Origin of the sequence: Variovorax sp. AB1(2024), from assembly GCF_037482385.2 — a bacterium.
GTDB lineage: Bacteria > Pseudomonadota > Gammaproteobacteria > Burkholderiales > Burkholderiaceae_C > Variovorax.
Genome location: NZ_JBBHKP020000001.1, coordinates 5,461,888 through 5,487,754 on the forward strand (window position 1 = coordinate 5,461,888; position 25,867 = coordinate 5,487,754).

Annotated in this window: 23 protein-coding genes; 12 read left to right on the forward strand and 11 right to left on the reverse strand. The window is 68.1% G+C overall.

What is annotated here, in order from left to right; translation table 11 throughout:
• Positions 1-9: 9 nt before the first annotated feature.
• The 5 genes from WIX39_RS25595 to secA are packed head-to-tail and all read right to left on the reverse strand — an operon-like array spanning position 10 to position 7,345.
• Positions 10-1,980 (reverse strand): acyltransferase family protein, encoded by a 1,971-nt coding sequence (locus tag WIX39_RS25595; protein ID WP_409196151.1) that lies wholly within the window; start codon positions 1,978-1,980, stop codon positions 10-12.
• 3 nt (positions 1,981-1,983) lie between these two features.
• A complete protein-coding gene (locus WIX39_RS25600) occupies positions 1,984-2,430 on the reverse strand; it encodes an NUDIX domain-containing protein (RefSeq protein ID WP_409196152.1) in 447 nt (148 codons plus the stop codon).
• A complete protein-coding gene (locus WIX39_RS25605; protein ID WP_081267920.1) occupies positions 2,427-3,302 on the reverse strand; it encodes an ATP-binding protein in 876 nt (291 codons plus the stop codon). Before WIX39_RS25605 ends, WIX39_RS25600 begins: the two co-directional genes overlap by 4 nt.
• Positions 3,299-4,528, reverse strand: a complete 1,230-nt coding sequence (argJ, locus tag WIX39_RS25610) for a bifunctional glutamate N-acetyltransferase/amino-acid acetyltransferase ArgJ (protein WP_409196153.1) — start codon at positions 4,526-4,528, stop codon at positions 3,299-3,301. Before argJ ends, WIX39_RS25605 begins: the two co-directional genes overlap by 4 nt.
• Positions 4,529-4,558: 30 nt before the next feature.
• Positions 4,559-7,345: a preprotein translocase subunit SecA gene (gene secA, locus WIX39_RS25615; RefSeq protein WP_106937020.1), complete on the reverse strand. Its 2,787-nt coding sequence runs from the start codon at positions 7,343-7,345 to the stop codon at positions 4,559-4,561.
• 169 nt (positions 7,346-7,514) lie between these two features.
• On the opposite strand from secA, the gene WIX39_RS25620 reads away from it, so the two are divergent.
• Both WIX39_RS25620 and WIX39_RS25625 read left to right on the forward strand, forming a co-directional pair.
• Positions 7,515-7,823, forward strand: coding sequence for a hypothetical protein (locus tag WIX39_RS25620; RefSeq protein ID WP_081267917.1), 309 nt, complete (start codon positions 7,515-7,517; stop codon positions 7,821-7,823).
• A gap of 51 nt (positions 7,824-7,874) precedes the next feature.
• Complete coding sequence (locus WIX39_RS25625; protein WP_409196154.1) at positions 7,875-8,861, forward strand: ornithine cyclodeaminase family protein; 987 nt, start codon at positions 7,875-7,877, stop codon at positions 8,859-8,861.
• Between the two features lie 22 nt (positions 8,862-8,883).
• On the opposite strand, the gene WIX39_RS25630 is transcribed toward WIX39_RS25625, so the two are convergent.
• On the reverse strand, positions 8,884-10,029 hold the full coding sequence (locus tag WIX39_RS25630) for a threonine synthase (RefSeq protein WP_409196155.1): 1,146 nt from the start codon (positions 10,027-10,029) through the stop codon (positions 8,884-8,886).
• Between the two features lie 94 nt (positions 10,030-10,123).
• On the opposite strand from WIX39_RS25630, the gene WIX39_RS25635 reads away from it, so the two are divergent.
• Positions 10,124-10,750, forward strand: a complete 627-nt coding sequence (locus WIX39_RS25635) for a helix-turn-helix transcriptional regulator (protein WP_106937017.1) — start codon at positions 10,124-10,126, stop codon at positions 10,748-10,750.
• Positions 10,751-10,801: 51 nt separating this feature from the next.
• On the opposite strand, the gene WIX39_RS25640 is transcribed toward WIX39_RS25635, so the two are convergent.
• Positions 10,802-12,034 carry a pyridoxal-phosphate dependent enzyme gene (locus WIX39_RS25640; RefSeq protein WP_409196156.1) on the reverse strand — a complete coding sequence of 411 codons (1,233 nt, stop codon included), beginning with the start codon at positions 12,032-12,034 and terminating at the stop codon, positions 10,802-10,804.
• Positions 12,035-12,127: 93 nt separating this feature from the next.
• On the opposite strand from WIX39_RS25640, the gene WIX39_RS25645 reads away from it, so the two are divergent.
• On the forward strand, positions 12,128-13,048 hold the full coding sequence (locus WIX39_RS25645) for a LysR substrate-binding domain-containing protein (protein WP_409196157.1): 921 nt from the start codon (positions 12,128-12,130) through the stop codon (positions 13,046-13,048).
• 7 nt (positions 13,049-13,055) lie between these two features.
• Here the strand turns inward: WIX39_RS25645 and WIX39_RS25650 are convergent, their stop codons facing one another.
• The 3 genes from WIX39_RS25650 to WIX39_RS25660 form a co-directional block, all read right to left on the reverse strand.
• The gene (locus WIX39_RS25650) at positions 13,056-13,766 is read right to left on the reverse strand and encodes a hypothetical protein (RefSeq protein ID WP_253819847.1); all 711 of its coding nucleotides are present in this window, start codon (positions 13,764-13,766) and stop codon (positions 13,056-13,058) included.
• A gap of 86 nt (positions 13,767-13,852) precedes the next feature.
• A complete protein-coding gene (locus WIX39_RS25655) occupies positions 13,853-14,890 on the reverse strand; it encodes a response regulator transcription factor (protein ID WP_409196158.1) in 1,038 nt (345 codons plus the stop codon).
• Positions 14,887-18,504, reverse strand: a complete 3,618-nt coding sequence (locus WIX39_RS25660; protein WP_409196159.1) for a hybrid sensor histidine kinase/response regulator — start codon at positions 18,502-18,504, stop codon at positions 14,887-14,889. Before WIX39_RS25660 ends, WIX39_RS25655 begins: the two co-directional genes overlap by 4 nt.
• A 104-nt stretch (positions 18,505-18,608) precedes the next feature.
• Between WIX39_RS25660 and WIX39_RS25665 the strand changes: the two genes are divergently transcribed.
• The 7 genes from WIX39_RS25665 (at position 18,609) to ureG (ending at position 23,930) form a co-directional block, all read left to right on the forward strand.
• Complete coding sequence (locus WIX39_RS25665) at positions 18,609-18,911, forward strand: urease subunit gamma (protein ID WP_056512745.1); 303 nt, start codon at positions 18,609-18,611, stop codon at positions 18,909-18,911.
• A 25-nt stretch (positions 18,912-18,936) separates the two neighbouring features.
• A complete protein-coding gene (locus WIX39_RS25670) occupies positions 18,937-19,536 on the forward strand; it encodes a HupE/UreJ family protein (protein ID WP_106937014.1) in 600 nt (199 codons plus the stop codon).
• Positions 19,537-19,549: 13 nt separating this feature from the next.
• Positions 19,550-19,855, forward strand: a complete 306-nt coding sequence (locus tag WIX39_RS25675; RefSeq protein WP_081267911.1) for an urease subunit beta — start codon at positions 19,550-19,552, stop codon at positions 19,853-19,855.
• Entirely contained in the window at positions 19,855-21,573 is a 1,719-nt protein-coding gene (gene ureC, locus WIX39_RS25680) for an urease subunit alpha (protein ID WP_409196160.1), read from the forward strand. The genes WIX39_RS25675 and ureC overlap by 1 nt, the downstream gene beginning before the upstream one ends.
• A gap of 90 nt (positions 21,574-21,663) precedes the next feature.
• Complete coding sequence (gene ureE, locus WIX39_RS25685; protein WP_409196161.1) at positions 21,664-22,266, forward strand: urease accessory protein UreE; 603 nt, start codon at positions 21,664-21,666, stop codon at positions 22,264-22,266.
• A 323-nt stretch (positions 22,267-22,589) separates the two neighbouring features.
• Entirely contained in the window at positions 22,590-23,264 is a 675-nt protein-coding gene (locus WIX39_RS25690; RefSeq protein WP_409196162.1) for an urease accessory protein UreF, read from the forward strand.
• Positions 23,265-23,279: 15 nt separating this feature from the next.
• Positions 23,280-23,930: an urease accessory protein UreG gene (gene ureG / locus WIX39_RS25695; RefSeq protein WP_409196163.1), complete on the forward strand. Its 651-nt coding sequence runs from the start codon at positions 23,280-23,282 to the stop codon at positions 23,928-23,930.
• Between the two features lie 15 nt (positions 23,931-23,945).
• On the opposite strand, the gene WIX39_RS25700 is transcribed toward ureG, so the two are convergent.
• Positions 23,946-24,125 (reverse strand): DUF3606 domain-containing protein, encoded by a 180-nt coding sequence (locus WIX39_RS25700; RefSeq protein WP_081267904.1) that lies wholly within the window; start codon positions 24,123-24,125, stop codon positions 23,946-23,948.
• 231 nt (positions 24,126-24,356) lie between these two features.
• Between WIX39_RS25700 and WIX39_RS25705 the strand changes: the two genes are divergently transcribed.
• A complete protein-coding gene (locus WIX39_RS25705) occupies positions 24,357-25,838 on the forward strand; it encodes an ATPase domain-containing protein (RefSeq protein WP_081267903.1) in 1,482 nt (493 codons plus the stop codon).
• The last annotated feature ends 29 nt before the right edge of the window (positions 25,839-25,867 follow it).

Sequence of the window (25,867 nt, forward strand, 5' to 3'; positions counted from 1 at the left end):
GCGCCTCGCTCAACGCGGCTGCGCTGCGGCCGCGGCCGGCGCGGTGCGGACGGTGCGGTCGAAATAGCTCGCCTCTTCACGGGTGTAGCGCGGCCGAAGGTGATCGGCGTCCTTGTATGCGGGCGATCCGTCGGGCATCGTGCGCAGGCACTGGTCGTTCTTGCAAAGCACCGCCATCGCGTCGATGGGCTCCGCGCCGCTTGCTTCGGCAATCGCACGCAGCCGGTCGTTGAGCTGCTTCTGGTCGGCCGGCAACGGGGCCGTCGGCGTCGAGCTCATCGCCTCCATGCGCGTCAGGCGGCTGCCTTCGATCAGGCGCTTGGGCGTGAATTCCTCGCCGCCCGGGTTGTCGAGCAGCAGGTACACCTTCTTGTGCCGCGCCAGCTCGCGCAGCGTGGCTTCCAGCGACGCGAGCGAGCGTTCGATGCCGTCGCCGCCCTGGAACGGATGGACCTTGTTGTCGGCATCGCGGAAATAGTATTCCAGCGCGCCGTGGCCGACGAAGTAGCAGTTCCAGCAGCCGCCGATGACCACCGAGTCGACCTCGGGGCCCATCGCATAGGCCAGCATGGCGTCGCGCCGCTCGGCACAGCCGATGTTCTTGTCGGCCTGCACGCCGGGCACCGCCGGGCACGCCCCCTGGGTGACGAACCAGGCCGACTTGTCCGGCATCGCCAGCGTGCGCGACAGCTCCATCACCCGCGGCGCGTACTGCTGCACGTGGCTGTCGCCCACGAACAGCACGCGCTTCGGACCGTTGCCGGTCTTGTAGACCAGCTGCTCGCCGATCTGGTCGAGCTTGAAGCCCGCGTAGTAGTCGGCGTCCAGCGTGGCATTGGCGACGATCTGCAGCCTTTCGCTGTCATTGCGGGGCCCGGGCACGCCCAGGAAGATCGCGACGCCCGCCGCTGCCACCAGCACCATGCCAGCGCCCAGCATCTTGATGGTGCCGGGGCCGGGGCGATTCCTGGCGAAGCGTTCGATGAAACGGTAGGTGCCCCAGGCCAGCAGCACGCTCGCCACCATCGCACCGGCGCGATACACCGGCGACGGATGCAGCGGATCGGCCTCCACGATGCGCACGAACGCGAGCAGCGGCCAGTGCCACAGGTACAGCGGATAGCTGATGAGGCCGATCCACACCATCACCCGGTTCGACAGCAGGTACTTGTTCAGCACGCCGTTCGGCCCGGCTGCGATGCAGCTCACCGCGCCCAGCGTGGGCAGCAGCGCCCACCAGCCCGGGAACGACTTGTTGCTGCGGATCATGACCAGCCCGAGCACGATCAGCCCCACGCCCAGCAACGACTGCGCATGGCTGCGCCAGGCATTCGGCGCAGGGGGCTTCAGCCGCATGCAGGCCAGGATGCCGCCCACCATGAGCTCCCAGAAACGGGAAGCCGGCGAGTAGAACGACGCCGCCGGCAGCGGATGGACCGTGGTCACGTTGACCAGCAGCGACACCGCCGCCACCGCCAGCACCACGCGCACGATCGGCCAGCGCCTGCGCCATGCCAGGCCCAGCAGCAGCGGCCAGAAAATGTAGAACTGCTCCTCGATGCCCAGCGACCACAGGTGCAGCAGCGGCTTGGTCTCGGCGGCCGTGTCGAAGTAGCCCGACTCGCTCCAGAACACCAGGTTGGCCACGAACGCCGAGCCGCCCACCGTCTGCTTGCCGAGCTCGGCAAACTCGTCGGACAGCAGCAGGTACCAGCCGGCGCACAGCGTTGCCAGCAGCACCACGATCAGCGACGGGAATATCCGCCGGATGCGCCGCTCGTAGAAGTCGCGGTAGCTGAAATCACCCGCCGCCAGGCTCTGGAGAATGATGGTCGTGATCAGGAAGCCCGAGATCACGAAGAAGATGTCGACCCCGATGAAGCCGCCCATCAGCGCCTTGGGGAAGGCGTGGTACACGACCACGGAGGCCACCGCGATCGCGCGCAGCCCGTCGATATCCGGACGGTACTTGGGGTGCATCAATCAGTCGGCCGGCGCGGCGGCCGGCTGCGGCGCGAACGGCAGCCCACGCTCCTCGGACAGCCACTGCAGCACGGGCAGCGCGCCCGGCAACACCGGCGTCACGTCCAGCGGCAACTGCTGCCAGGCCATCTGCTGGCCTTCGCGCATCTCGAATTCACCGGTCCAGGCCGTCACCTTGCACCAGTGCAGGCGCACCAGCGCATGCGGATAGTCGTGCTCGGTGATCTTCCAGACCTCGGCGCCGCCGATGGTGATGCCGAGCTCTTCCTGCAGCTCGCGCCGCAGCGCCTGTTCGACCGTTTCGCCCGCCTCGATCTTGCCGCCGGGAAATTCCCAGTAGCCCGCGTAGGCCTTGCCTTCGGGCCGGGTCGAGAGCAGCAGTGCGTCGTCCGACTGGCGGATGAGCACGCCGACGGCGACCTCCGTGTGCTTGCGCGGCTCGCTCACGCGTTGCTCCGACCCGCGTAGTCCCGCGCGAACTGGTAGGCCACGCGTCCGCTGCGCGAACCGCGCTCCAGCGCCCAGACCAGCGCCTCGGGCCGCGCCGCGGCAATGGCGGCCTCGTCCACGCCGAACGACGAGAGCCACTGGCCCACGATCGTCAGGTACTCGTTCTGGCTGAAGGGATAGAAGCTCACCCAGAGGCCGAAGCGCTCCGACAGCGAGATCTTTTCCTCGATCACCTCGCCCGGATGGACTTCGCCGTCTTCCGTGTGGGTGTACGAGAGGTTGTCCTTCATGTACTCGGGCAGCAGGTGGCGCCGGTTGCTGGTCGCGTAGATCAGCACATTGGGCGTCGACGCCGCGATCGAGCCGTCGAGGATCGACTTCAGCGCTTTGTAGCCCGGCTCGCCCTCGTCGAAGCTCAGGTCGTCGCTGAACACGATGAATTTCTCGGGCCGCTGCGAGACCACCTCGACGATGTCCGGCAGGTCGGTCAGCTCGGCCTTGTCGACCTCGATCAGGCGCAACCCCTGCGGCGCATAGGCCTGCAGGCAGGCACGGATGAGCGACGACTTGCCGGTGCCGCGCGCGCCCGTCAGCAGCACGTTGTTGGCGGGCTTGCCTTCGACGAACTGCTGCGTGTTGCGCGCGATCTTTTCCTTCTGGACGTCGATTTCCTTGAGCGAGTCGAGCGACATCGCGGCCACGTGCTTCACCGGCTCGAGCACGCCGTGGCCCGAGCTGCGGCGGCGGTAGCGCCAGGCGATGGATGCGTTCCAGTCGGCCGGCTCCGCCAGCGGTTGCGGCAGGATCGATTCGATGCGGTTGATCAGCTGCTCGGCGCGCTCGATCAGCCTCTGGAACTGCTCGTTCATGACCGGTAGTCGGCGTTGATGGTCACGTATTCGTGGCTGAAGTCGCAGGTCCACACGGTTTCGCTGGCGTCGCCGCGGTCCAGGCCGATGCGCACCGTGATCTCGCTCTGCTTCATCACGCGCTGGCCGTCTTCCTCGCGGTACGACGGATTGCGCCCGCCCTTGACCGCCACGTGCACGTCGTCGAGGAACAGGTCGATGCCCGTCTGGTCGAGGTCGTCGATGCCCGCATAGCCCACAGCCGCCAGGATGCGGCCCAGGTTCGGGTCGCTGGCGTAGAAGGCCGTCTTGACCAGCGGCGAATGCGCCACGGCGTAGGCCACCTGCCTGCACTCCGCGGCGTTGCGGCCGCCATCGACCTGCACGGTGATGAACTTGGTCGCGCCTTCGCCGTCGCGCACGATGGCCTGCGCCAGCTGGCGCGCTACGTCCCGCATGGCGGCCACCAGCGCCTTGCCGTCGGCCGAGTCGAGCGAGGTGATGGCGGCGTTGGCCGCCTTCTGCGTCGCGATGACCACGAACGAGTCGTTCGTGGAGGTGTCGCCGTCGATGGTCACGCGGTTGAACGAGGCATCGGCCAGCAGCTTGGCCAGCGGCTGGATCAGCGAGGGATCGATCTTCGCGTCGGTCGCCATGAAGCCGAGCATGGTCGCCATGTTCGGGCGGATCATGCCGGCGCCCTTGCTGATGCCGGTGATGGTGACCGTCGCGCCGCCGACCTGGGCCCGCTGGCTGAAGGCCTTCGGGATGGTGTCGGTGGTCATGATGCCCTCGGCCGCGCGCGCCCAGTGGTCCGCGGAAGCATCGGCCAGAGCGGCCGGCAGGCCGGCTTCGATGCGATCGACAGGCAGCGGCTCCATGATCACGCCGGTGGAGAACGGCAGGATCTGCTCGGGCGAGATTTCCAGCTTGCGCGCCAGCGCGATGCAGGTGGAGCGCGTGCGCATCAGCCCGTCTTCGCCCGTGCCGGCGTTCGCGTTGCCGGTGTTGATCACCATCGCGCGGATGCCGTGGTTCGCGGCCAGGTGCTCGCGGCAGACCTGCACCGGCGCGGCGCAGAAGCGGTTCTGGGTGAACACGCCGCCGACGGCGGAGCCTTCGTCGATCAGCACGACGGTCAGGTCCTTGCGATTGGCCTTGCGCACGCCCGCTTCGGCCACGCCGATGCGGACACCAGGCACCGCGAACAGCGCGGCGGGATCGGGAGCAGACAGGTTCACGGGCATGGGGTGTCTCTTCTTAGGTTCCGGGTCTGGTCAGGTCAGCTTGCCGTGGCATTGCTTGTACTTCTTGCCGCTGCCGCAGGGGCACGGGTCGTTGCGTCCGACGCGGGCGAAGGCCAGGGCCTCGGCGCTCAGGGCGCCCGCACCCGCGGCCGCCGCGCGGCGCTGGCTTTCCTCGTCGACGCGCACCTCGACCTCGCCCGTTTCCGTCGGCGCGGTGTAGGTGATGTTGGTGACGTTCTCGCCGCGGCTCTCGAGCGCCTCGGCGGCTTCCTCGAGCTGCTCGCCCGATTGCACGCGCACCGTCATCAGCTGGCGCGTGACTTCGTTCTTGACCGAGTCGAGCAGCTGGCCGAAGAGCTCGAAGGCTTCGCGCTTGTATTCCTGCTTGGGCTGCTTCTGCGCATAGCCGCGCAGGTGGATGCCCTGGCGCAGGTAGTCGAGCGAGGCCAGGTGCTCGCGCCAGTGCGTGTCGATGCTCTGCAGCAGCACCATGCGTTCGAACTGGGTGAAGTTCTCCTGGCCGATCAGCGCCACCTTCGCGTCGAAGGTCTCGTTGGCGTGCTTGAGCACCTTCTCGACGATGTCCTCGTCGGCGATGGCCTCCGAGGCCTCGACTTCCTTCTTGAGCGGCATGTCGATGCCCCACTCGGCGAAGAGCGTCTTCTCCAGGCCTTCCAGGTCCCACTGCTCCTCGACCGATTCGCTCGGCACGTACTGGCGCACGAGGTCGGTGAAGCAGCCTTCGCGCAGGCCGGCGATCTGCGCCGTGAGGTCGCCCGCGTCGAGGATGTCGTTGCGCTGCTGGTAGATCACCTTGCGCTGGTCGTTCGACACGTCGTCGTACTCGAGCAGCTGCTTGCGGATGTCGAAGTTGCGCGCCTCGACCTTGCGCTGCGCGCTCTCGATGCTGCGCGTGACGATGCCCGCCTCGATGGCTTCGCCGTCGGGCATCTTGAGGCGGTCCATGATCGCCTTGACGCGGTCGCCCGCGAAGATGCGCATCAGCGGATCGTCCAGGCTCAGGTAGAAGCGCGAGGAGCCCGGGTCGCCCTGGCGGCCCGAACGGCCGCGCAGCTGGTTGTCGATGCGGCGCGATTCATGGCGTTCGGTCGCGATGATGCGCAGGCCGCCGAGCGACTTCACGAACTCGTGGTCCTTGGTCCATTCGGCGCGCACGTGCTCGATGTCGGCCTTCTTGGTGGCTTCGTCGCGGCCTTCGTCGTTCTCGATGGCCTCGATCATCTTCTCGATATTGCCGCCCAGCACGATGTCGGTGCCGCGGCCGGCCATGTTGGTCGCGATGGTGATCATCTTCGTGCGGCCGGCCTGCGCCACGATGTCGGCCTCGCGGGCGTGCTGCTTGGCGTTCAGCACCTGGTGCGGCAGGCCGGCCTGGGTCAGCAGGCCGTCGATGATTTCGGAGTTCTCGATGGACGAGGTGCCCACCAGCACCGGCTGGCCGCGCTCGTAGCACTCGCGGATGTCCTGGATGGCCGCTTCGTATTTCTCGCGCGTGGTCTTGTAGACCCGGTCGAGCTGGTCGTCGCGCTTGCTCACGCGGTTCGGCGGAATGATCATGGTCTCCAGACCATAGATTTCCTGGAACTCGTAGGCTTCGGTGTCGGCCGTGCCGGTCATGCCGGCGAGCTTGCCGTACAGGCGGAAATAGTTCTGGAAGGTGATCGAGGCCAGCGTCTGGTTCTCGGCCTGGATTTCCACGCCTTCCTTGGCTTCCACGGCCTGGTGCAGGCCGTCGCTCCAGCGGCGCCCGGTCATGAGGCGGCCGGTGAATTCGTCGACGATGACCACTTCGCCCTGCTGCACCACGTAATGCTGGTCGCGGTGGTACAGGTGACGCGCGCGCAGCGCCGCGTTCAGGTGGTGCATCAGCGTGATGTTGGCCGGGTCGTAGAGCGACGCGCCCTCGGGCAGCAGCTTGAACTCGCCCAGGATGCGCTCGGCGTTCTCGTGGCCGTCCTCGGTCAGGAACACCTGGTGGGTCTTCTCGTCGACCGTGAAGTCGCCGGGCACCGTGACCCCTTCGCCGGTGCGCGGATCGGCTTCGCCTTCCTGCTTGGTCAGCAGGGGCACCACCTTATTGATGGCCAGGTAGAGGTCGGTGTGGTCTTCAGCCTGGCCGCTGATGATCAGCGGCGTGCGGGCCTCGTCGATCAGGATCGAGTCCACTTCGTCGACGATGGCGTAGTTGAGCCCGCGCTGGACCCGGTCGCCGGGCTCGTAGACCATGTTGTCGCGCAGGTAGTCGAAGCCGTACTCGTTGTTGGTGCCGTACGTGATGTCGCTGCCGTAGGCCTGCTGCTTCTCCTCGCGCGGCATCTGCGGCAGGTTGATGCCGACGGTGAGGCCGAGGAAGTTGTAGAGGCGGCCCATCCAGGTCGCGTCGCGGTTGGCCAGGTAGTCGTTCACCGTGACCACGTGCACGCCCTTGCCGGACAGCGCGTTCAGGTACACCGGCAGCGTGGCGGTCAGCGTCTTGCCTTCGCCGGTGCGCATTTCGGAAATCTTGCCGTTGTGCAGCGCCATGCCGCCCAACAGCTGCACGTCGAAGTGGCGCATCTTCATGACGCGCTTGGAGCCTTCGCGCACCGTGGCGAAAGCCTCCGGCAGCAGGGCGTCGAGGGTCTCGCCCTTGGCGATGCGGTCCTTGAACTCCTGCGTCTTGGCGCGCAGTGCGTCGTCGCTGAGCTTTTCGAACTCGGGTTCGAGCGCATTGATGCGTTCCACCGTCTTGCGATACTGCTTGAGCAGCCGATCGTTGCGACTGCCGAAAATCTGGGTCAGGAAGTTGGTTGCCATGGGTGGAGATGGGCGGGCGCCTGACGCGACAGGCACTTCGACCGGATTCCCTAAGATATGGTGAAAGCAGTTGGGCGCGCTTTCAATGAAAGCAAGCGGCCCTTTTTCCGGCGCGAACGTCGGCAAACCGGGCATTTTAGCTGTCTTGTTTCTAACCCCTGGATTACCCATGTATCGCCGCACTCCCCCCGCCATTTCGCTGCAGCAAGCTGCCGAAGGCTCGCCCACGCTGGGAAGCCTGATGGCGCGCGCCCGCGACACGGCGGAGCGGCTGAAAGCCGTGGAAGGCCTGATTCCACCCGCCATGCGCGGGGCTATACAGGCCGGGCCGGCCGAAGGCGACGTGTGGTGCCTGCTGGTGCAGGGCAGCGCCGCCGCCGCCAAGCTGCGCCAACTGGCGCCGATGCTGGTGACGCGGCTCAAGAACCGGGGCTGGGACGTCGCGAGCATCCGCATCAAGGTGCATACGGGGCGCTGACTTCGCCGGCCAGGCCTATATTTTTCGTCTGGAAATAGATAATATTTCCAGATGACGCCATCTCCAGCCCCTGCCGACGCCCGGCTCCTCCTGCTCGACAAGAACCAGGTCGACGCTCTCCTTTCTCCCGATGACGTGCTGCGAGCCGTCCGCGAGGCCTTCGTCCTGCACAGCGAGCGCGAGGGCCAGGTGTTCCCGGTCGTGCGCGAACCGCTGAAGACCGGCGGCGTCTTCGGCATCAAGTCGGGCGACGTGCAGGCCCAGGGCCTGCTCGGCTTCAAGGCGGCCGGCTTCTGGCCCGCCAACCGGCAGCGCGGCGGCGAGCCGCACCAGGCCACGATCCTGCTGATCGACCCCGCCACCGGCCGCCCCCTGTGCGTGATCGACGGCAACGCGGTCACGACCGTGCGCACCGGCGCGGCGGGCGGGCTCGGCCTGCAACAACTTGCGCGGCCCGACAGCACGCGCCTTTGCCTGTTCGGCACCGGCGTGCAGGCGCGCATCCAGCTCGACTTCGCGCTGCGCCTGCTGCCCTCGCTGAGCGACGTTCTCTATATGAGCGCCGACGGTCAGCGCAAGCCGGCATTCGAAGCTGCATTCGCGGGGCGCTGCAACATCGCCCCCGCCAGCGACCGCAATGCGGCCGTCGCACGCAGCGACGTGGTGATCACCGCCACCCCGGGCGGCGGTGCCCTCTTCGACCTGGAGGCCGTGCAGAGCGGCACGCACCTGAACTGCGTCGGCGCCGACACCCGCGGCAAACGCGAACTGCCCGAAGGCCTGCTGCCGCGCACGCGGCTGTTCGTCGATGACGCCACCCAGGCGCGGCAGATCGGCGAGACCCAATGGGCGCCCGACACGCAGGGCACCGAACTCGGCGACCTGCTGAGTGGAAAAACGCCCTTCCATCGAGCACCCGGAGACATCACGGTCTTCGATATGACCGGCCTCGCGCTGCAGGACCTGACCGTCGCGCGCCTGCTGCACGCGCGGGCGGACGAAACAGAATCGGGCACGCGCATCGCGTGGCCGTGGTGAGCCGGGCCGTGGCGGCGCGCTGTTAGGAGGCGCCTCCGAACAACCCGGTCATGAACTGGGTGGACTTCAGGCCCGTGCCGGTCAGCAGCGCAACCGTCGTCTCGCCGGCGCGGATGTCGCCGCGCTTCGCCAGCACCTCGATGGCCGCCGCGGCCGAGGCGGATGTCGGCTCCGCGTAGAGACCGATCGCGGCCAGCTGGCGCACCGCCGCCGTTATCTGCTCTTCGGTCAGCGCCACTGTCTTGCCGTTGGTCTCGCGCAGGGCCTGAATGATTTCCGGCAGGCGCACGGGCCGCTTGATTGCCGTGCCTTCGGCAATGGTCGACTGCACGACGCGCTCCACCAGCGTGTCCGTGCCTGCCGTGAAGCTCGCATCGATGGGCGAGCAGTTCAGCGGCTGCGCGACGAAGATGCGCGGCAGCTTGCCGATTTGCCCCGCAGCCAGCAGTTCCTTGAAGCCGATCCTGCACCCCAGCACGTTGCTGCCCGCCCCGGTCGGAATCACCACGTTGTCGGGCGCGGCGAATCCCAGGTCTTCCCACAGCTCATAGGCCAGCGTCTTCGTGCCCTGCAGGAAGAAGGGGTGCCAGTTGTGGCTCGCATAGAAGATGGATTCCGACTGGCGCACCGCCTCGTATTCCGACGCCTCGCGCGGCCCCGGCACCAGTTGCACCTCCGCCCCGAAAGCGCGGATCTGCGCCACCTTGGGCGCCGGCGTGTAGCTCGGCGCCAGCACCTTCACGCGCATGCCCGCCGCCGCGCCAGCCGCGGCAATGGCCGCGCCGCCGTTGCCCGAGCTGTCTTCCAGCACCGCATCGACGCCGATCTGGCGCAGGAACGACATCATCACGGCCGCGCCGCGGTCCTTGAAGCTGCAGGTCGGATTGAACCATTCGAGCTTGAAGTACGGCGCGAGCCCGCCCCAGCGCTTTTGCACCAGCGGCGTACAGCCCTCGCCCATGCTCGCCGGGTTCTCGATGGCCACCGGCAGCGACGCGCGGTAGCGCCAGAGCGAACGCGCGCGCGAATCGATGTCGTCGCGCGAGATGCCGGGCAGCGGCGTGACGAGCATCGGGTTGCCGTCGTCGGAGCGCCAGCGGCGCTCCGACAGTTCGTGATGCCTGCCGGTGCGCGGATCGACGTAGCGCGCGCGTTCTTTCGAGGTCATTCGCGACTCCATGGACAAAACTGGATAATACATCCAACTCTATACTTTTTGTATAATTTGGATTATTAGTCCAGCGCTGGATACATTCCATGCGATGAAAAAGAAGTCGAACAAGCAGGTGCTCGAGATGCTGCGCAGCATGGCCGAAGGCCTGGGCGAAACCTTCGCGCCCTTCTGCGAAGTGGTGGTGCACGACCTGAGCAATCCGAAGAACGCGATCTACGCCATCGAAAACAGCCTGAGCGGCCGCGAAGTGGGCGAGTCGGTCACCGAGCTGGGCCTGGCGCGCATCCGCGACCCGGAGTTCCCGGCGGTGATCTCGAACTACGCCAACACTTTTCCGGACGGGCGCAAGGTCAAGAGCACCTCGATCGGCATCAAGGACGAGAGCGGCGAGTACGTGGCGGCGCTGTGCCTGAACGTCGACCTCACGCTGTTCCAGAGCTTCCAGGGCGCGATCTCGCAGTTCACCCGCATCGACGACAAGGAAGTGCACGAGCACATCGAGGCCGGCGGCAACCACACGGACCGCATCCATGCGCGCATCGACGAATTCGCGGCCGCGCGCGCGACCACCTCGCGCTCGCTCAAGCCGGCGGACCGCAAGCAGCTGGTGCAGGACCTGAAGAAGGCGGGCCTGCTGGAAGTCCGCCGCGGCGCCGAGATTGCCGCGGCGCACATGGGCGTGTCGCGCGCCACCGTCTACAGCGACGCCAGATAGCCGGGCCGGCGGCCCGCCGCTGGAACCGATGGCGCGAAATCGGGCCGCGTGTCAGGCCGCTGGATCTGGCCAGCTCGGGTCGCTCGACGCGCTGGCGGTCAGCATCAGCACCACGCGTGCGTCGGCCACGACGGCGTTGCTCTCGCGCAGTTTCTTCAGCGCGGCAAGGCCACCTGCGGAACACAGCTCGGCGCTCACGCCGGCCGCGGTGAGCAGGCGGCGCGCCTCGCGGGCTTCTTCGTCGCCCACCACCACCGCGCCGCCGCGGGTGGCGGTCGCGGCCTGCCATTGCAGGTAGGTCACGGTGGCGCCGGCGGTCGAGAACTGCGCGGTGTGGCCGGGGTAGCTGCCGTTGATCGCACCGCCCGCCAGCACCCGCGACAGCCGCGCGAACGGCTCCACGAGCCACAGCTGCGGCAGGCGTGCAATGCGCCCCGCCGCCATCAGGTCGCGAAAGCCCGCGTAGATGCCCCAGGCCAGGTCGCCCCGTGCGGTGGGAATGACGATGTGGTCGGGCAGGCCGCCTTCGGTCACGCATTCGAGGGCGATGGGCTTGTAGCCCTCGATCGCCAGCGGTGCGCTGCCCAGCGCGGGCAACCGGTAGTTGGTCAGCGCGAAGTAGCCCGGGTGCTGCGAACGCTCGCGCACGAAGGCCCAGCGGCCCGCGTTGTCGGCGAACACATAGCGCCGCGCGCCCAGCGCATCGAGTTGGCGTGCGTAGGTAGCGGGCAAGCCCTCGTAGGTGGCCACCTCGCAGCCCAGGCCCGCGGCCCAGGCATAGTGCGCCGCCGACACGGCCGCGTTGCCTGACGAGGCCAGCACCAGCGTGTGCGCATCGAAATCGAAGGCCTGCGCCACCCCTACCGCGGTCATGCGGTCCTTGTGAGAGCCGGTCGGATTGCACGACTCGTCCTTGAGGGCCAGGCCCGCGATGCCGAATTGCCTTGCCAGTTCAGGCATCTCCTGCAGCGGCGTGTTGCCCTCGCCCAGCGTGAAGCCCTGCCCATAGGGCATGGGCAGGGTATCGGCCGGGCCGTCGGGCAGGTAGCTGGCGCGCAGAGCGACGTGAACGCCTTCGCGCTTGCAGGCCGGGCAGCCGTCGTGCGTCAGCGTGACCGGGTAGAGCGCGTCGCATCGCAGGCACTGCAGACCACGCAGGCGCGGGTTGCGCAGGGGCTTGGGGGTGCGGTCCCGGACCATGCCCGGCGAAGCGCCCGAATGAGGGGCCGAAGGATCCGCTGGCGGTGCTGCGAACTTGAAGTCCAGAACTGGCGATGTCGTCACGAGCGTCTTGCGTTGTAGGTTGTGCCCAAATCTTATGCAATAAGAAATAAAATTACGCAGCCCCAGATACTCAACCGATAACAAAACTTATCGATGCGCTTCGCCGAAATCGAGACCTTCCGGGCCCTGATGCGCGGCGGTTCCACGCGCAAGGCGGCCGCCCTGCTGCAGCTCACGCAGCCTGCCATCAGCCAGTCGCTCAAGCGTCTCGAAGCACAGGCGGGCATGCTGCTTTTCGAGCGAACGGGCGGCCGACTGGTGCCCACGCCCGAGGCGCGCGCCCTGTGGATCGAGGTCGAACGGGTGTTCATCGGCATGGACGCCATCGAGCACCGGGTGCGCAGCCTGCGCGACTTCGGCGTGAGCCAGCTCGAGCTGAGCTGCTTCCCGGCCTACGGCCTGGGCTTCATGCCGCGCGCGCTGGCACGGCTGAAGGCGCACCGCGGCGCAAGCCCCTGGCCGCAGGTGTCGCTGCAGGTGCTGAGCTCCAAGGACGTGCGCGACCGCGTGGCCATGGGCATCTCCGACTTCGGCCTGATGGCCGACGAGTTGTCTCTCGAGGGCATCGACCATTCGACATTCGCGCGCTTTCCCGGCGTGGTGGTGATGCCGCCGGACCACGCGCTCGCGCGCTTCAAGACCATCAAGCCGGAGCAACTGGCCGAAGCGCCCTTCATCGCGCTGAACCCGGAAGACCCTTCGCACCAGCGGCTCGAGGCCGCACTGGCGCCCCACGGGGTGGCGCTGCGCGTGCTGGTGCAGACGCCCTACGCGGCAAGCGTGTGCGAAATGGCCCTGCGCGGCCTGGGAGTGGGCATGGTCAACCCGATCACCGCGCTCGACTATGCGGAGCACGGCCTGGTGGTGCGCAAATTCTCGGTCGACGTGTACTTCACCTGCCTGCTGGCCATGCCCGCGGGCAAGGTGCTGTCGGCCACCGCGCGCGACTTCATCTCGCTGATGCGCCAGCAACTGGCCGAAGACGAAAAGCGGATCCTGCGCTACCTGCGCTGACGGCGCTTCACTTCCAGGTGAACTCGTGGTTGAGCCCGACCACGAAGCCGCGCACGCCCTGCGAGCCGGTGCGCGAGGTGCTCACGTCCACGCTGATGAGCGGCGTGAGGCTGAAGCGCCCGCCGATGCGCGAGGTCCACTCGCCCGCCGCGCGGTTGCGCTCCGCGATGAGCGACACGGTGTCGTTTAGAGCCCATTCGACGGCGGCGCCGCCGCGGGGTGTGCGAACGCCGGTGCCCGGCGCCCAGTCGGCACCCAGGTTCACATGCACCTGCAGGCTGCTGGCGGGCCGCCAGGTCATCGGCACGACGAACTGCCCGCCGGTGCGGCCGCCGCGCTTCAGGTCGGAAACGGTGCTCGCGGACAAGGCCGCGCTGAACGGCGCGTCCGGCGCCTGTCCGAGGAAGTTCCATTTGAGCTGCAATCCCCCGGTGAGCGAATGCACGCCCGCCACCGAACTGCGGTCGAAGTTCAGGCCCAGTTCGACCGGTCCGACCCGGCAGGCCGGCCCGAAGTGAAAGCCCGTGACCGGCTCCGCGCCGGCGCGGCCCCACCAGGTTTCGTATTGGCATTGGCCCGGGTCGAGCATGCCTGCGTCGTCGACATCGAAATGCCCGGACGCCTGCGCGCCCAGACTCGCGAATGCGAGGCAGGAAGCGGCAAGCGTTGCGCCGCGGTGCGGCGGTGGAGTCGTGGTTCTTTGCCTGTTGTTCTTCATGGAGCGCATGCCCGGAGCCCTCGAACCATTCTAGGGACGCCGAAAGTCGACGCCATGACGCGGCGCAACCGGCCCCGCTGAAGCGCTCAGATCTCGAACTGCGGCTGCAGCTCCCGGATGCGCTTGATGGCCACGCCCGCGGCGGCCGTGCGCGTCTCGACGCCGAGCTTCACGTAAACCCGCTCCAGGTGCTTCTTGGCGGTGGCCGGGCTGCTGCCCAGGATTTCGCCGATGTCCTTGTTGGTCTTGCCCTTGACCACCCAGTAGAGCACCTCGGCCTCGCGCGCCGTGAGCTTCAGGCTCAGGCTCATGGCCTCGATCACGCCGGTGCCGGACACCTCCCGCATGATGATCATCCACTCGTCGCCGTCGTCGTCGCTGCCGGTCTGCTGGTGCAGCCGCAGCGTGAGGCTGCCGGCGCCCTGCGCAATGGACAGCGGCGGCGGCTCGATGCCGCGCTGCCGCGCATCGGGCGCATGCCTGCGCAGCCACTCGAGCACGGCGGGCGGCGTCTCCGGCGCGCGGGTCTCGCAGTAGCGCTCCAGCAGGTCGCGCGCCAGCGCCGTCTGCCAGATCAACCGGCCCTCGGGCAGCCTCACCGTGATGCTGGCGTAGCCGAAGGCGTCGAGCGCATTGCGCGCCTGCCCGGCCTGCTGCGCGTCCTGACGGGCGCGTCGCGCGCCCTGCAGGTGCACGTTCATGCGCGCCAGCACCTCCTTCGGCTTGATGGGCTTGGTGACGTAGTCGACACCGCCCGCCTCCAGCGCGGCCACCAGGTGCTCGGTCTCGGTCAGGCCGGTCATGAACACGATGGGAATGTGCGCCGTGGCGGCATCGGCCTTGAGCCGGCGCGCCACCTCGAAGCCGTCGATGCCCGGCATCATCGCGTCGAGCAGCACGATGTCGGGCCGGGCCTGCGCGGCGCGCTGCAGGGCCTGCTCCCCGTTGGTTGCGATCAGCACCGTGTAGCCCGATTCGTCGAGCGCGTCGTGCAGCACCGCGAGGTTGTCGGGCACGTCGTCCACGATCAGCACGAGGTCGCTGTTGGCGCCCTGCTGCTCGCGCAGCGTGCGGGCAAGCGGCGATGTTTCCATGGTCGGGTTCGAAGGGTTGGTCGTGGTCATGGCGCGCTCACTGCCGCCTCTGCCAGCGCGCGGCTCATGGCCTCGAACTGGAACTGCCGGGCCAGCACGCGCTGGGCTTCGGTCCACGCCATGCATTCGGGCTGCGCGGCGTCGATGTCGTCGAGCTGGTTCATGATGCCGCGGAAGTAGCCGAGGCTCACCGCTTCCTCCAGCGCTCGCAGGCGAGGCAGCGACGGCGCCTGCAAGGCGCGCGGCGGCACCGCGGCGGCCGGCGTGGCGGCGGCGGTGTCGGTCCATTGCAGCCCCAGCCTGCGCTCCAGCCAGTCGAGCAGTTCGGTATGCCGCACCGGCTTGACGAAGAAATCCTCGGGCGCGATGCCGACGTCGTTGTCGAGCCCCTTGTCGAAGGCGTTGGCGGAAACGATGGCCACCGACGCCCCGGTCAGCCCCAGCTTGCGCGCGCGGCGGATGGTCTCCCAGCCGTCGATGCCGGGCATCGCGAGGTCGACGAACATCGCGTCGGGCCGGTAGCCGGCGGCGATCAGGTCCAGCGCGTCGTGCCCGCTGGCCGCGCTGCGCAGCTCGAAGCCCAGCGGCGCGAGCACATGGCCCAGCAGGTCGCGGTCGGCCTCCTCGTTGTCGACCACCAGCAGGCGGCGGCGCGGTCCCTGGTAGCCGCGCCGCGCGCGCTGCACCGGCACCGGCCGCCCGGTGCCGGCCGCCGTGTCATGCACGCGCGGCAGGAACAGGCGCACGCAGAACAGCGAGCCCTCGCCCGGCGTGCTTCGCACCTTCATCTCGCCGCCCATCAAGTCGGTCAGCATCTTCGCGATGGTGAGCCCCAGCCCCGCGCCCGGCGCGGCCGACGCGCCCGCGGCATTGCCGCGCGCAAAGGGCTCGAAGATGCGCTCGATGTCCTCGGGCGGCATGCCGGGGCCCGTGTCCTCGATCTCGACCGAGGCGAATTCGCGCGCATAGGCCAGCCGCAGCGTGACCTGCCCCGCCGCCGTGAACTTGATCGCGTTGCCCAGCAGGTTGATGAGGATCTGCAGCACGCGCTTTTCGTCGGCGCGCACCACCTCCGGCAAGGGGCGCGCGGCCTCGAAGCGGAACTGCAGTCCCTTCTCCGCCGCCTGCAGCTCGAACATGTCGGCCAGCTCGCGCAGCGTGTCGGCAAAGCGCATCGGCCGCGCATGCAGCGTGAGCTTGCCGGCCTCGATGTGCGCGATGGCCAGCGTGCCTTCGATCAGCGACAGCAGATGCTCCCCGCCGCGCTTGATGACCGCCACCGCCTGCTGCCGGTGCGGCGGCACCGACTGGTCCTCGCCCATCAGCTGCGCATAGCCCAGGATGCTGTTGAGCGGCGTGCGCAGCTCGTGGCTGATGGCGCTGATGTAGCGGCTCTTGGCCTGGTTGGCCTGGTCGGCGGCCTGCTTGGCGAGTTCGGCCGCGAGCTTGGCGTGCTCGGCCACTTCGCGCGCCTCGTCGGCCGCCTGCTTGGCCGCCTGCAGCGCGCGGTCGGTCTCGCGGTGCAGCTCGATCTCGCGCACCAGCAGGTGCGTCTGGCGGTTCGACTCTTCCTGCGCCACCTTTCGGCTCTGGTGCGCGAGCACCAGCCACCACGCCACGATGCCCGCGATGACCAGCAGCGCCATGTAGGCCTTCAGGAAGCCCGAGCGCAGCGACAGCTTCTGCACGCCCGCCAGCGCCGCGGCCACGTCGGCCTGCGAGGCCAGCTCCAGCGCGCCTTCGCCGAACGCGCGCAGCTCCTGCTGGTAGAGCACGCCGAACACCACCGCCAGCAGCGGCACGATGATGAGCATCAGCAGCAGGAAATGCCCGAGCCCGGTGTCCAGGTAGCGCCAGCTGCGCCGCGGCAGCAGCCAGCGCAGCACCGCCGACCACTGCGCCGACAGGCTCGCATGCGGCTTGCACAGGTCGCCGCAGCGGGCGTCGAGCGTGCAGCACAGCGAGCAGATCGCGCCCTGGTAGGCCGGGCAGTGCGCCATGTCGGGCCCTTCGTACTCGCGCTCGCAGATCACGCAGTGCTGCACCTTCAGGCGGCGATAGCTGTCGTCGTGCGCCACCTTCGCCCAGCGCACCGCGCGCGGGCCCGGCGCGGGCGCGAAGGCCACGGCGCCGTTCGCCCACGAGCCGCGCGCCAGGTAGTACTTGCCGCCCGTGGCCCACGCCAGCAGCGGCGAGGCCACCAGCGCCGTGCCGAGCGCGATCAGCGCCGAGAACGCCTGCGCCAGCGGCCCGAACACGCCCAGGTGCGCGGTGATCGACAGCACGGAGGCCAGCGCCATCGCGCCCACGCCCACCGGGTTGATGTCCCACAGGTGCGCCCGCTTGAACTCGATGCCCGGCGGCGACAGCCCCAGCGGCTTGTTGATGACGAGGTCGGCCACCACGGCCATCATCCAGGCGATGGCGATGTTGGCGAACAGGCCAAGCACGTCGCCCAGCGCCTCGAACACGTTCATCTCCATCAGCATGAAGGCGATCAGCGCGTTGAACACCACCCACACCACACGCCCCGGGTGGCTGTGCGCCACGCGCGAGAAGAAGTTGCTCCAGGCCAGCGAGCCCGCATAGGCGTTGGTCACGTTGATCTTGAGCTGGGAGATCACCACGAACAGCGCCGTGGCCGCCACCGCCCAGCCGTAGTTCGGAAACACGTACTCGTAGGCCGCGAGGTACATCTGGTTCGGGTCGACCGCGCGATCGGCCGGCACCATGTGCGTGATCGCCAGGTAGGCCAGCAGCGCCCCGCCCAGCATCTTGAGCACGCCCAACACCACCCAGCCAGGACCGCCGGCCAGCACCCCGGCCCACCAGCGGCGCGCCGTGGCCGCGGTGCGCGCAGGCATGAAGCGAAGGTAGTCGGCCTGCTCGCCCATCTGCGTGATCAGCGCGATGCCGACGGTGAGTGCGGCGCCAAAAAGGTGCAGATTGAAGCCCTGCGTGCCCGGCCTAACACCGTTGTAGTGCACGATGCCCGCAAAAGCACCAGGATCGCGCATCAGCACATAGCCGAAAGGCACCACCAGCATCAGCAGCCACAGCGGTTGCGTCCACAGCTGCAGCCGGCTGATGGCCGACACCCCGTGCGTGACCAGCGGAATCACCACCAGCGCGCACACCAGGTAGCCCCATACCGGCGGAATGCCCAGCGCCAGCTCCAGCGCATAGGCCATCACCGCCGCCTCGAGCGCGAAGAAGATGAAGGTGAAGCTCGCGTAGATCAGCGAAGTGAGCGTGGAGCCGATGTAGCCGAAGCCGGCGCCTCGCGTGAGCAGGTCCATGTCGACGCCGTAGCGCGCCGCGTACACGCTGATCGGCAGGCCGGCCAGGAAGATGATGAGCCCCGTCGCCAGGATCGCCCAGAAGGCGTTGGCAAAGCCGTACTGCACCAGCAGCGTGGCGCCCACCGCCTCCAGGATCAGGAACGACGCCGCCCCGAAGGCCGTGTTGGCCACCCGCCATTCGGACCACTTGCGAAAGCGCTGCGGGGTGTAGCGCAGGGCGTAGTCTTCCAGCGTTTCGCTGGCGACCCAGCTGTTGTAGTCGCGCCGCACCTTGACGATGCGCTGGGGGGCGTCGTCGGGAGTGGTGGGTACGGCATCAGGGTTCACACCGTTTCGGTGCATCTTCCGTGCCATCCGTACGGCTTTTGGCGAACAGGGCACGACTGTTGCAAAGAAGCCAGCTTGCCCATAATGGCCGCCTCTCCCCGCCACCCGATGCCAATCCCATGGAACTGACCCCGCGCGAAAAAGACAAGCTGCTGATCTTCACCGCGGCGCTGCTCGCCGAACGCCGCAAGGCGCGCGGCCTGAAGCTGAACTACCCCGAAGCCATCGCCCTGATCTCCGCCGCCGTGATGGAAGGCGCGCGCGACGGCAAGAGCGTCGCCGAACTCATGAGCGACGGGCGCAGCGTGCTGACCCGCGCCGACGTGATGGACGGCATCGCCGAGATGATCCCGGACATCCAGATCGAAGCCACCTTCCCCGACGGCACCAAGCTCGTGACCGTCCACCAGCCCATCGTCTGAAACTCGAAGAACAAAAGGACTTTCCATGCGCTACAACATTTCCAGAACCCTTGCCCTCGCCGCCTTGCTGCTGCCGCTTGCGGCCAGCGCCCACACCGGCGTCGACGGCGGCATGCATCACGGCTTCGCCACCGGTTTCCTGCACCCGCTGACCGGCGCCGACCACCTGGCCGCGATGGTCGCGGTCGGCTTCTGGAGCGCCCTGGCCGCGCGTCGCGCCTGGCCCGACCTGCTCTGGGCGCCGCTGGCCTTCGCGGGCATGCTGCTGGTGGGCGCGCTGATGGGCCTGGCCGGCGTGCAGCTGCCGGCGGTCGAGCCGATGATCGCGGCCTCGCTGCTGGTGCTGGGCCTGCTGGTGGCCACGCGCGTGCGCCTGCCGGCGGTGGTGGCCATGGGCGTGGTCGGCGTGTTCGCCGTCTTCCACGGCGTGGCCCACGGTTACGAGCTCGCGAGCGAAGAAGGCGCCGCCCTCACGCTGGCCGGCATGGTCAGCGCCACGGTGCTGCTGCACGTGGCGGGCATCGCGGCGGGCTGGGCGCTGCGCCATGCCAACGCATGGCTGCCGCGCGTGGCAGGCGCCGCGGTGCTCGGCCTGGGCGCGACGCTGCTGGCGCAAGCCATCTGAGGCAAGGCTGGCCATGACCCCCGGCGAACTCCTCACCGACGACGGCGAGCACACGCTCAACCCCGGCCGACGCACCCTCACGCTGGTGGTGCAGAACACCGCCGACCGGCCGATCCAGGTCGGCTCGCACTATCACTTCGCCGAGACCAACGGCGCGCTCGGCTTCGACCGCGAGGCCGCGCGCGGCATGCGGCTGAACATCGCCTCGGGCGCCGCGGTGCGCTTCGAGCCGGGGCAGCAGCGCACGGTCGAACTGGTCGATTTTTCGGGCGATCGCATCGTCTACGGCTTTCGCGGCCTGGTTCAAGGGAAACTCTGATGGCGACCATTGGAAGGCGTGCCTACGCCGAAATCTTCGGCCCCACCGTGGGCGACCGCGTCCGTCTTGCAGACACCGACCTGCTGATCGAAGTCGAGGCCGACTACACGCTGCGCGCGGGCGGCTACGGCGAAGAGGTGAAGTTCGGCGGCGGCAAGACCATTCGCGACGGCATGGCGCAGTCGCAGCGCACCAGGGCGCAGGGCGCCGTCGACACGGTGCTCACCAACGCGCTCATCCTCGACCACTGGGGCATCGTCAAGGCCGACATCGGCCTGAAGGACGGCCGCATCGCCGCCATCGGCAAGGCCGGCAACCCCGATGTGCAGCCGGGCGTGGACATCGTCATCGGCCCGGGCACCGAGATCATCAGCTGCGAAGGCAACATCGTCACCGCCGGCGGCATCGACAGCCACATCCACTTCATCTGCCCGCAGCAGATCGAAGAGGCGCTGTCTTCCGGCGTGACCACCATGCTCGGCGGCGGCACCGGCCCCGCCACCGGCACCTTCGCCACCACCTCCACGCCCGGGCCCTGGCACATCGAGCGCATGCTGCAGGCGGCCGACGCCTTCCCGATGAACCTGGGCTTCCTCGGCAAGGGCAACGCCAGCCTGCCGGGCGCGCTGCATGAGCAGATCGATGCCGGCGTCATCGGCCTGAAGCTGCATGAAGACTGGGGCACCACGCCCGCGGCCATCAGCAACTGCCTGGACGTGGCCGACGCCACCGACACGCAGGTGGCCATCCACAGCGACACGCTCAACGAATCGGGCTTCGTCGAGAACACCATCGCGGCCGTGGGCGGGCGCGCCATCTGCGCCTTCCACACCGAAGGCGCGGGCGGCGGCCATGCGCCCGACATCCTGCGCGTGGTGGGCGAGGCCAACTTCCTGCCCTCTTCCACCAACCCCACGATGCCCTACACCGTGAACACGCTCGACGAACACGTCGACATGCTCATGGTGTGCCACCACCTCGACGCCGGCATCGCCGAAGACCTGGCCTTTGCCGAGTCGCGCATCCGCAAGGAGACCATCGCCGCCGAGGACGTGCTGCACGACCTGGGCGCCATCAGCATGTTCAGCTCCGACAGCCAGGCCATGGGCCGCGTCGGCGAGGTCATCATCCGCACCTGGCAGACCGCGCACAAGATGAAGCTGCAGCGCGGCAGCCTGCCGGAAGACAGCGAGCGCAATGACAACTTCCGCGCGAAGCGCTACGTCGCCAAGTACACGATCAACCCCGCCATCGCGCACGGCATCGCGCACGAGGTGGGTTCGCTCGAAGTCGGCAAGTGGGCCGACATCGTGGTCTGGAAGCCGGCCTTCTTCGGCGTGAAGCCCTTCACCATCCTGAAGGGCGGCACCATCGCGATGGCGGCCATGGGCGACCCGAACGCATCCATTCCCACGCCGCAGCCGGTGCACTTCCGCCCGATGTTCGGCGCCTACGGCGGCTCGCTCGCCAGGAGCTCGCTCACTTTCGTCTCGCAGGCCGGGCTGGCCTCGGGCATCAAGGAGCGCTACGGCCTGAGCAAGCACCTGAGCGCGGTGAAGAACATCCGCAACGTGCGCAAGCAGGACCTGATCCACAACGGCTACACGCCGAAGATGGAGATCGACGCGCAGACCTACGCGGTGCGCGCCGACGGGCATCTGCTGACCTGCGAGCCGGCGAAGCTGCTGCCCATGGCGCAGCGGTATTTCCTGTTTTGAAGCCGGGGGATGCGCCTGCTTGACAGGCTGCGTATCCTCGAAGGTACTCATCCAGCCAGCGGGCGCCCTCCGGGGCGCTCCATTTGCACCATGCTCACCGCCAACAAACTCATGCCCCAGGGCCGCGGCCTCGCGCCCGTGTTGCTCAAGCGCGCCGCCACCATCGAGCTCGACTGGGACGTCCGCCAGAAGAGCCGCTTCGACGCCACCGATTCGCAGGGCCGCCAGATCGGCGTGTTCCTGCCGCGCGGCACGGCGGTGCGGGGCGGCGATGTGCTGGTGGCCGAAGACGGCTCCCTGGTTCGCGTGATCGCGGCGCCGCAGCCGGTGCTGCGCATCACGCACTGCACTGCCCACGGCACGCCCTTCGACCTGACGCGCGCGGCCTATCACCTGGGCAACCGGCACGTGCCGATCGAGCTCAAGCCCGATCACCTGAAGATCGAGCCCGACCATGTGCTGGCCGACATGCTGCGGTCGATGCACCTGATCGTCGTGGCGGTGGAGGAGGCGTTCGAGCCCGAAGGCGGGGCCTATGGATCGCACGAGCATTCGCATGGTGGCGGCCACAGCCATGACCATGATCACGGCCACGCTCATGGCAGCAGCAAAGGCCCGAAGCCGCTGGTGCTCGCGCCGGAACTGCTCGACGACCACTCGCACGATGATCATGACCACGGCCACTCGCACTGACATGCGGGCCTGCTTTTCGATTCGTCGCGCTGGATGTTCGGGGCGCGCTCACGCCGACGGGGTACCTTGCTCCGCGAATGTCCCCCGCCCTTCGGGCTCCTCCTTTATTTCGCTGCGCAAGGCACCCCGCCGTCGTGATCGTTCAGAGCACTGGTTGATCGACCGCGAACCGGCAGCGTGCCCCGTGCACAGGCCGCCGGGTGCTCCCCGCAGCGAAATAAAGGAGGAGGCCGCAGGCCGGGGGACATTCGCGGAGGGGAGTACCCGGCGGCCTGTGCACACGCCCCGAACAGCAGCGCCCCGAACAGGCGCGACCCACTGACATGACAGCCGGTCCCAGCAGCCTGCTGCAGCTCATCTGGCTCGCCTCTCCCGCACTCCCCGTGGGTGGTTTCTCCTACTCCGAAGGCGTGGAAGCAGCTGTCGAATGGGCCGGCATCGACTCCGAGCCGCGAGCCGCCGAATGGCTCGCCGACCAGTTGCACCTGAGCTTCGCGCGCGGTGACCTGGCAGCTTTCGCGCAGGCTGTGGAAGCCTGGCGGGCCAATGACGCACAACGCGTGCGCCAGCTCAACCAATGGGTGCTGGCCACCCGTGAATCCGCCGAATTCTTCCTGCAGACCGAGCAGATGGGCCGCTCCTTCGTCGAGTGGCTCAAGCTGCACCACGCCGACACGGCTGAAGCCTTCGCCGAACTTCCCGCCAGCTACCCCATCGCCTTCGCCTTCGCGGCCAGCCGCACCGACGCCGCGGTGCACGACTGCTGCCTCGCCTTCGCCTTCGGCTGGGCCGAGAACATGGTCGCCGCCGCCGTCAAGGCCGTGCCGCTGGGCCAGAGCGCGGGCCAGCGCATCCTCGGGCGGCTGGCCAACGAAATCCCCGATGCAGTGACCCGCGCCATCGCCCTGGGCGACGACGAACGCCAGGCCTTCGCGCCCCTGCTGGCGGTGCTGTCGGCCCGCCATGAAACACAATATTCCCGCCTCTTCCGAAGCTGAACCGGACACCTCCCCATGACCTCCGCCCTGCACCACATTCCCCACCGCACCAAGAAACTGCCGCCGCTGCGCGTGGGCATCGGCGGCCCGGTGGGCTCAGGCAAGACCACGCTGCTCGAAATGCTCTGCAAGGCGATGCGCGAAAAGTACGACCTCGTCGCCATCACCAACGACATCTACACCAAGGAAGACCAGCGCCTGCTGACCGTGGCCGGCGCGCTGCCGGCCGAGCGCATCATGGGCGTGGAAACCGGCGGCTGCCCGCACACCGCCATCCGCGAAGACGCCTCGATCAACCTCGAGGCCATCGACCGCATGCTCGAGGACTTCCCGGATGCCGACGTGGTGTTCGTCGAATCCGGCGGCGACAACCTCGCGGCCACATTCAGCCCCGAGCTGTCCGACCTCACCATCTATGTGATTGACGTGGCCGCCGGCGAGAAGATTCCGCGCAAGGGCGGTCCCGGCATCACCAAGAGCGACCTGTTCGTCATCAACAAGACCGACCTCGCACCGTACGTGGGAGCCAATCTCGACGTGATGGAACAGGACACGCAGCGCATGCGCCGCCAGCGGCCCTACGTGATGACCAACCTCAAGACGCTCACCGGCGTGGCCGAGGTGGTGGCCTTCATCGAAGAGCGCGGCATGCTCGCCGCGGGCTGAGGCAGCCCGCAAGCATCAAGGCAGGCCGAGGTAGACCCGCAGGTCGTCCTTGACGGTGCCGGCCGACGCCACGGCCGTGCGCAGGCGCTCCTCGCTCACGCCGAACCACTGGGTCCAATAGTCGACCTCCTTGAGGTCAGTGACGTCGATCCGTTCATCGTCCTGGGGAATGCGGATCTCTGTGTCTTCGCGCATCGTCTTCTCCTGAAGAACAAATTAAGAAGGAAAGAAGGGCGGCCGCGGCCGGAAGGGCAGTTTCTCCAGCCGCCCCAGGCGGCCAGCCGGACGAATCCGCTGCCCCGTGCAGGACATTTCCCATAGTCGCTCCCGCGGCCCGCCACGCGGCGCCGTCCTGCACGAGCCGCCAGGGCTTCGATGCTTGAATGCGGCATTGACCTCATTCACTCATGGAATGGAGAAGCCACCATGGAGCCTGACCATCAGCGACTGCTGAGCCTGGGCGTACCCGGACTGAACGACGTGCTCGGCGGCGGCCTCGAGCCCAACCGGCTCTACCTGCTCGAAGGCACGCCCGGCGCTGGCAAGACGACCATCGCGATGCAGTTCCTGCTCGAAGGCGCGGCGCGCGGCGAGTCGGTGCTTTACGTGACGCTGTCCGAGACCGAGCACGAGTTGCGCGGCGTGGCTGTCTCCCACGGCTGGGACATCGACAACGTGCACGTGCGCGAGATGCTGCCCACGCAGGACAGCCTGCAGCCCGAAGAGCAATACACCATGTTCCATCCCTCCGAGGTGGAACTGAGCGAAACCACGCTGCGCATCCTGAGCGACGTGGAGGCCATCAAGCCCTCGCGCATCGTGTTCGATTCGCTGTCCGAGCTGCGGCTGCTCTCGGGCACCTCGCTGCGCTACCGCCGGCAGATCCTGGCGCTCAAGCAGTTCTTCGCGGGGCGCCAGTGCACGGTGCTGCTGCTGGACGACATGACCGCCACCGAGCACGACCTGCAGGTGCAGAGCATTGCGCACGCGGTGGTGCGGCTGGAGCAGTCGAACTCCGACTACGGTTCCGCGCGCCGCCGCCTGCTGGTCGTGAAATACCGGGGCCAGTCGTTTCGCGGCGGCTACCACGACTACAAGATCCATCGCGGCGGCCTTCAGGTGTTTCCGCGGCTGGTTGCGGCCGAGCACGTCAGCGACACCACGTTGACCAAGCTGCCCAGCGGCATCGAGGCCCTGGACGCGCTGCTGGGCGGCGGGCTCGAGAAGGGCACCAGCACCCTGCTCGTCGGCGCGCCGGGCACGGGCAAGTCGTCGGTGGCGGTGCAGTTCGCCATCGCCGCGGCCGAGCGCGGCGAGGCTGCGGCGCTCTTCGTCTTCGACGAGAGCGTCACCACCCTGCGCACGCGCAGCGCCGGCCTGGGCATGAAGCTGGAGCCGCATATCCAATCGGGCCGCATCCGCATCAAGCAGGTCGACCCGGCGGAACTTTCCCCCGGCGAGCTGGTGCACGAGATCCGCCAGGCCGTGACGCTGCACGGCGCGAAGGTGGTCGTCATCGACAGCCTGAACGGCTACCTCAACGCGATGCCGGACGAACGCTTTCTGATCGTGCAGCTGCACGAACTGCTCACCTACCTCGGGCAGTCCGGCGTGGCCACGCTGCTGGTCGGCGCGCAGCACGGGCTCATCGGCATGCAGATGCAGACCCCCGTGGACGCGAGCTACCTGGCCGACGCCGTGGTGCTGCTGCGCTACTACGAGGCCGAGGGCGAAGTGCGCCAGGCCATCTCGGTGCTCAAGAAGCGCGGCGGCACGCATGAGCGCTCCATCCGTGCGTTCTCGATGGACGGGCGAGGCCTGATCGTGGGCGAGCCGCTGCGCCATTTCCGCGGCATCCTCACCGGCGTGCCCGTGCCGATCGACGGCGTTGCCACGCCCCCGACGTGACGGACGGCCACACTATCCAGCCGCCGCTG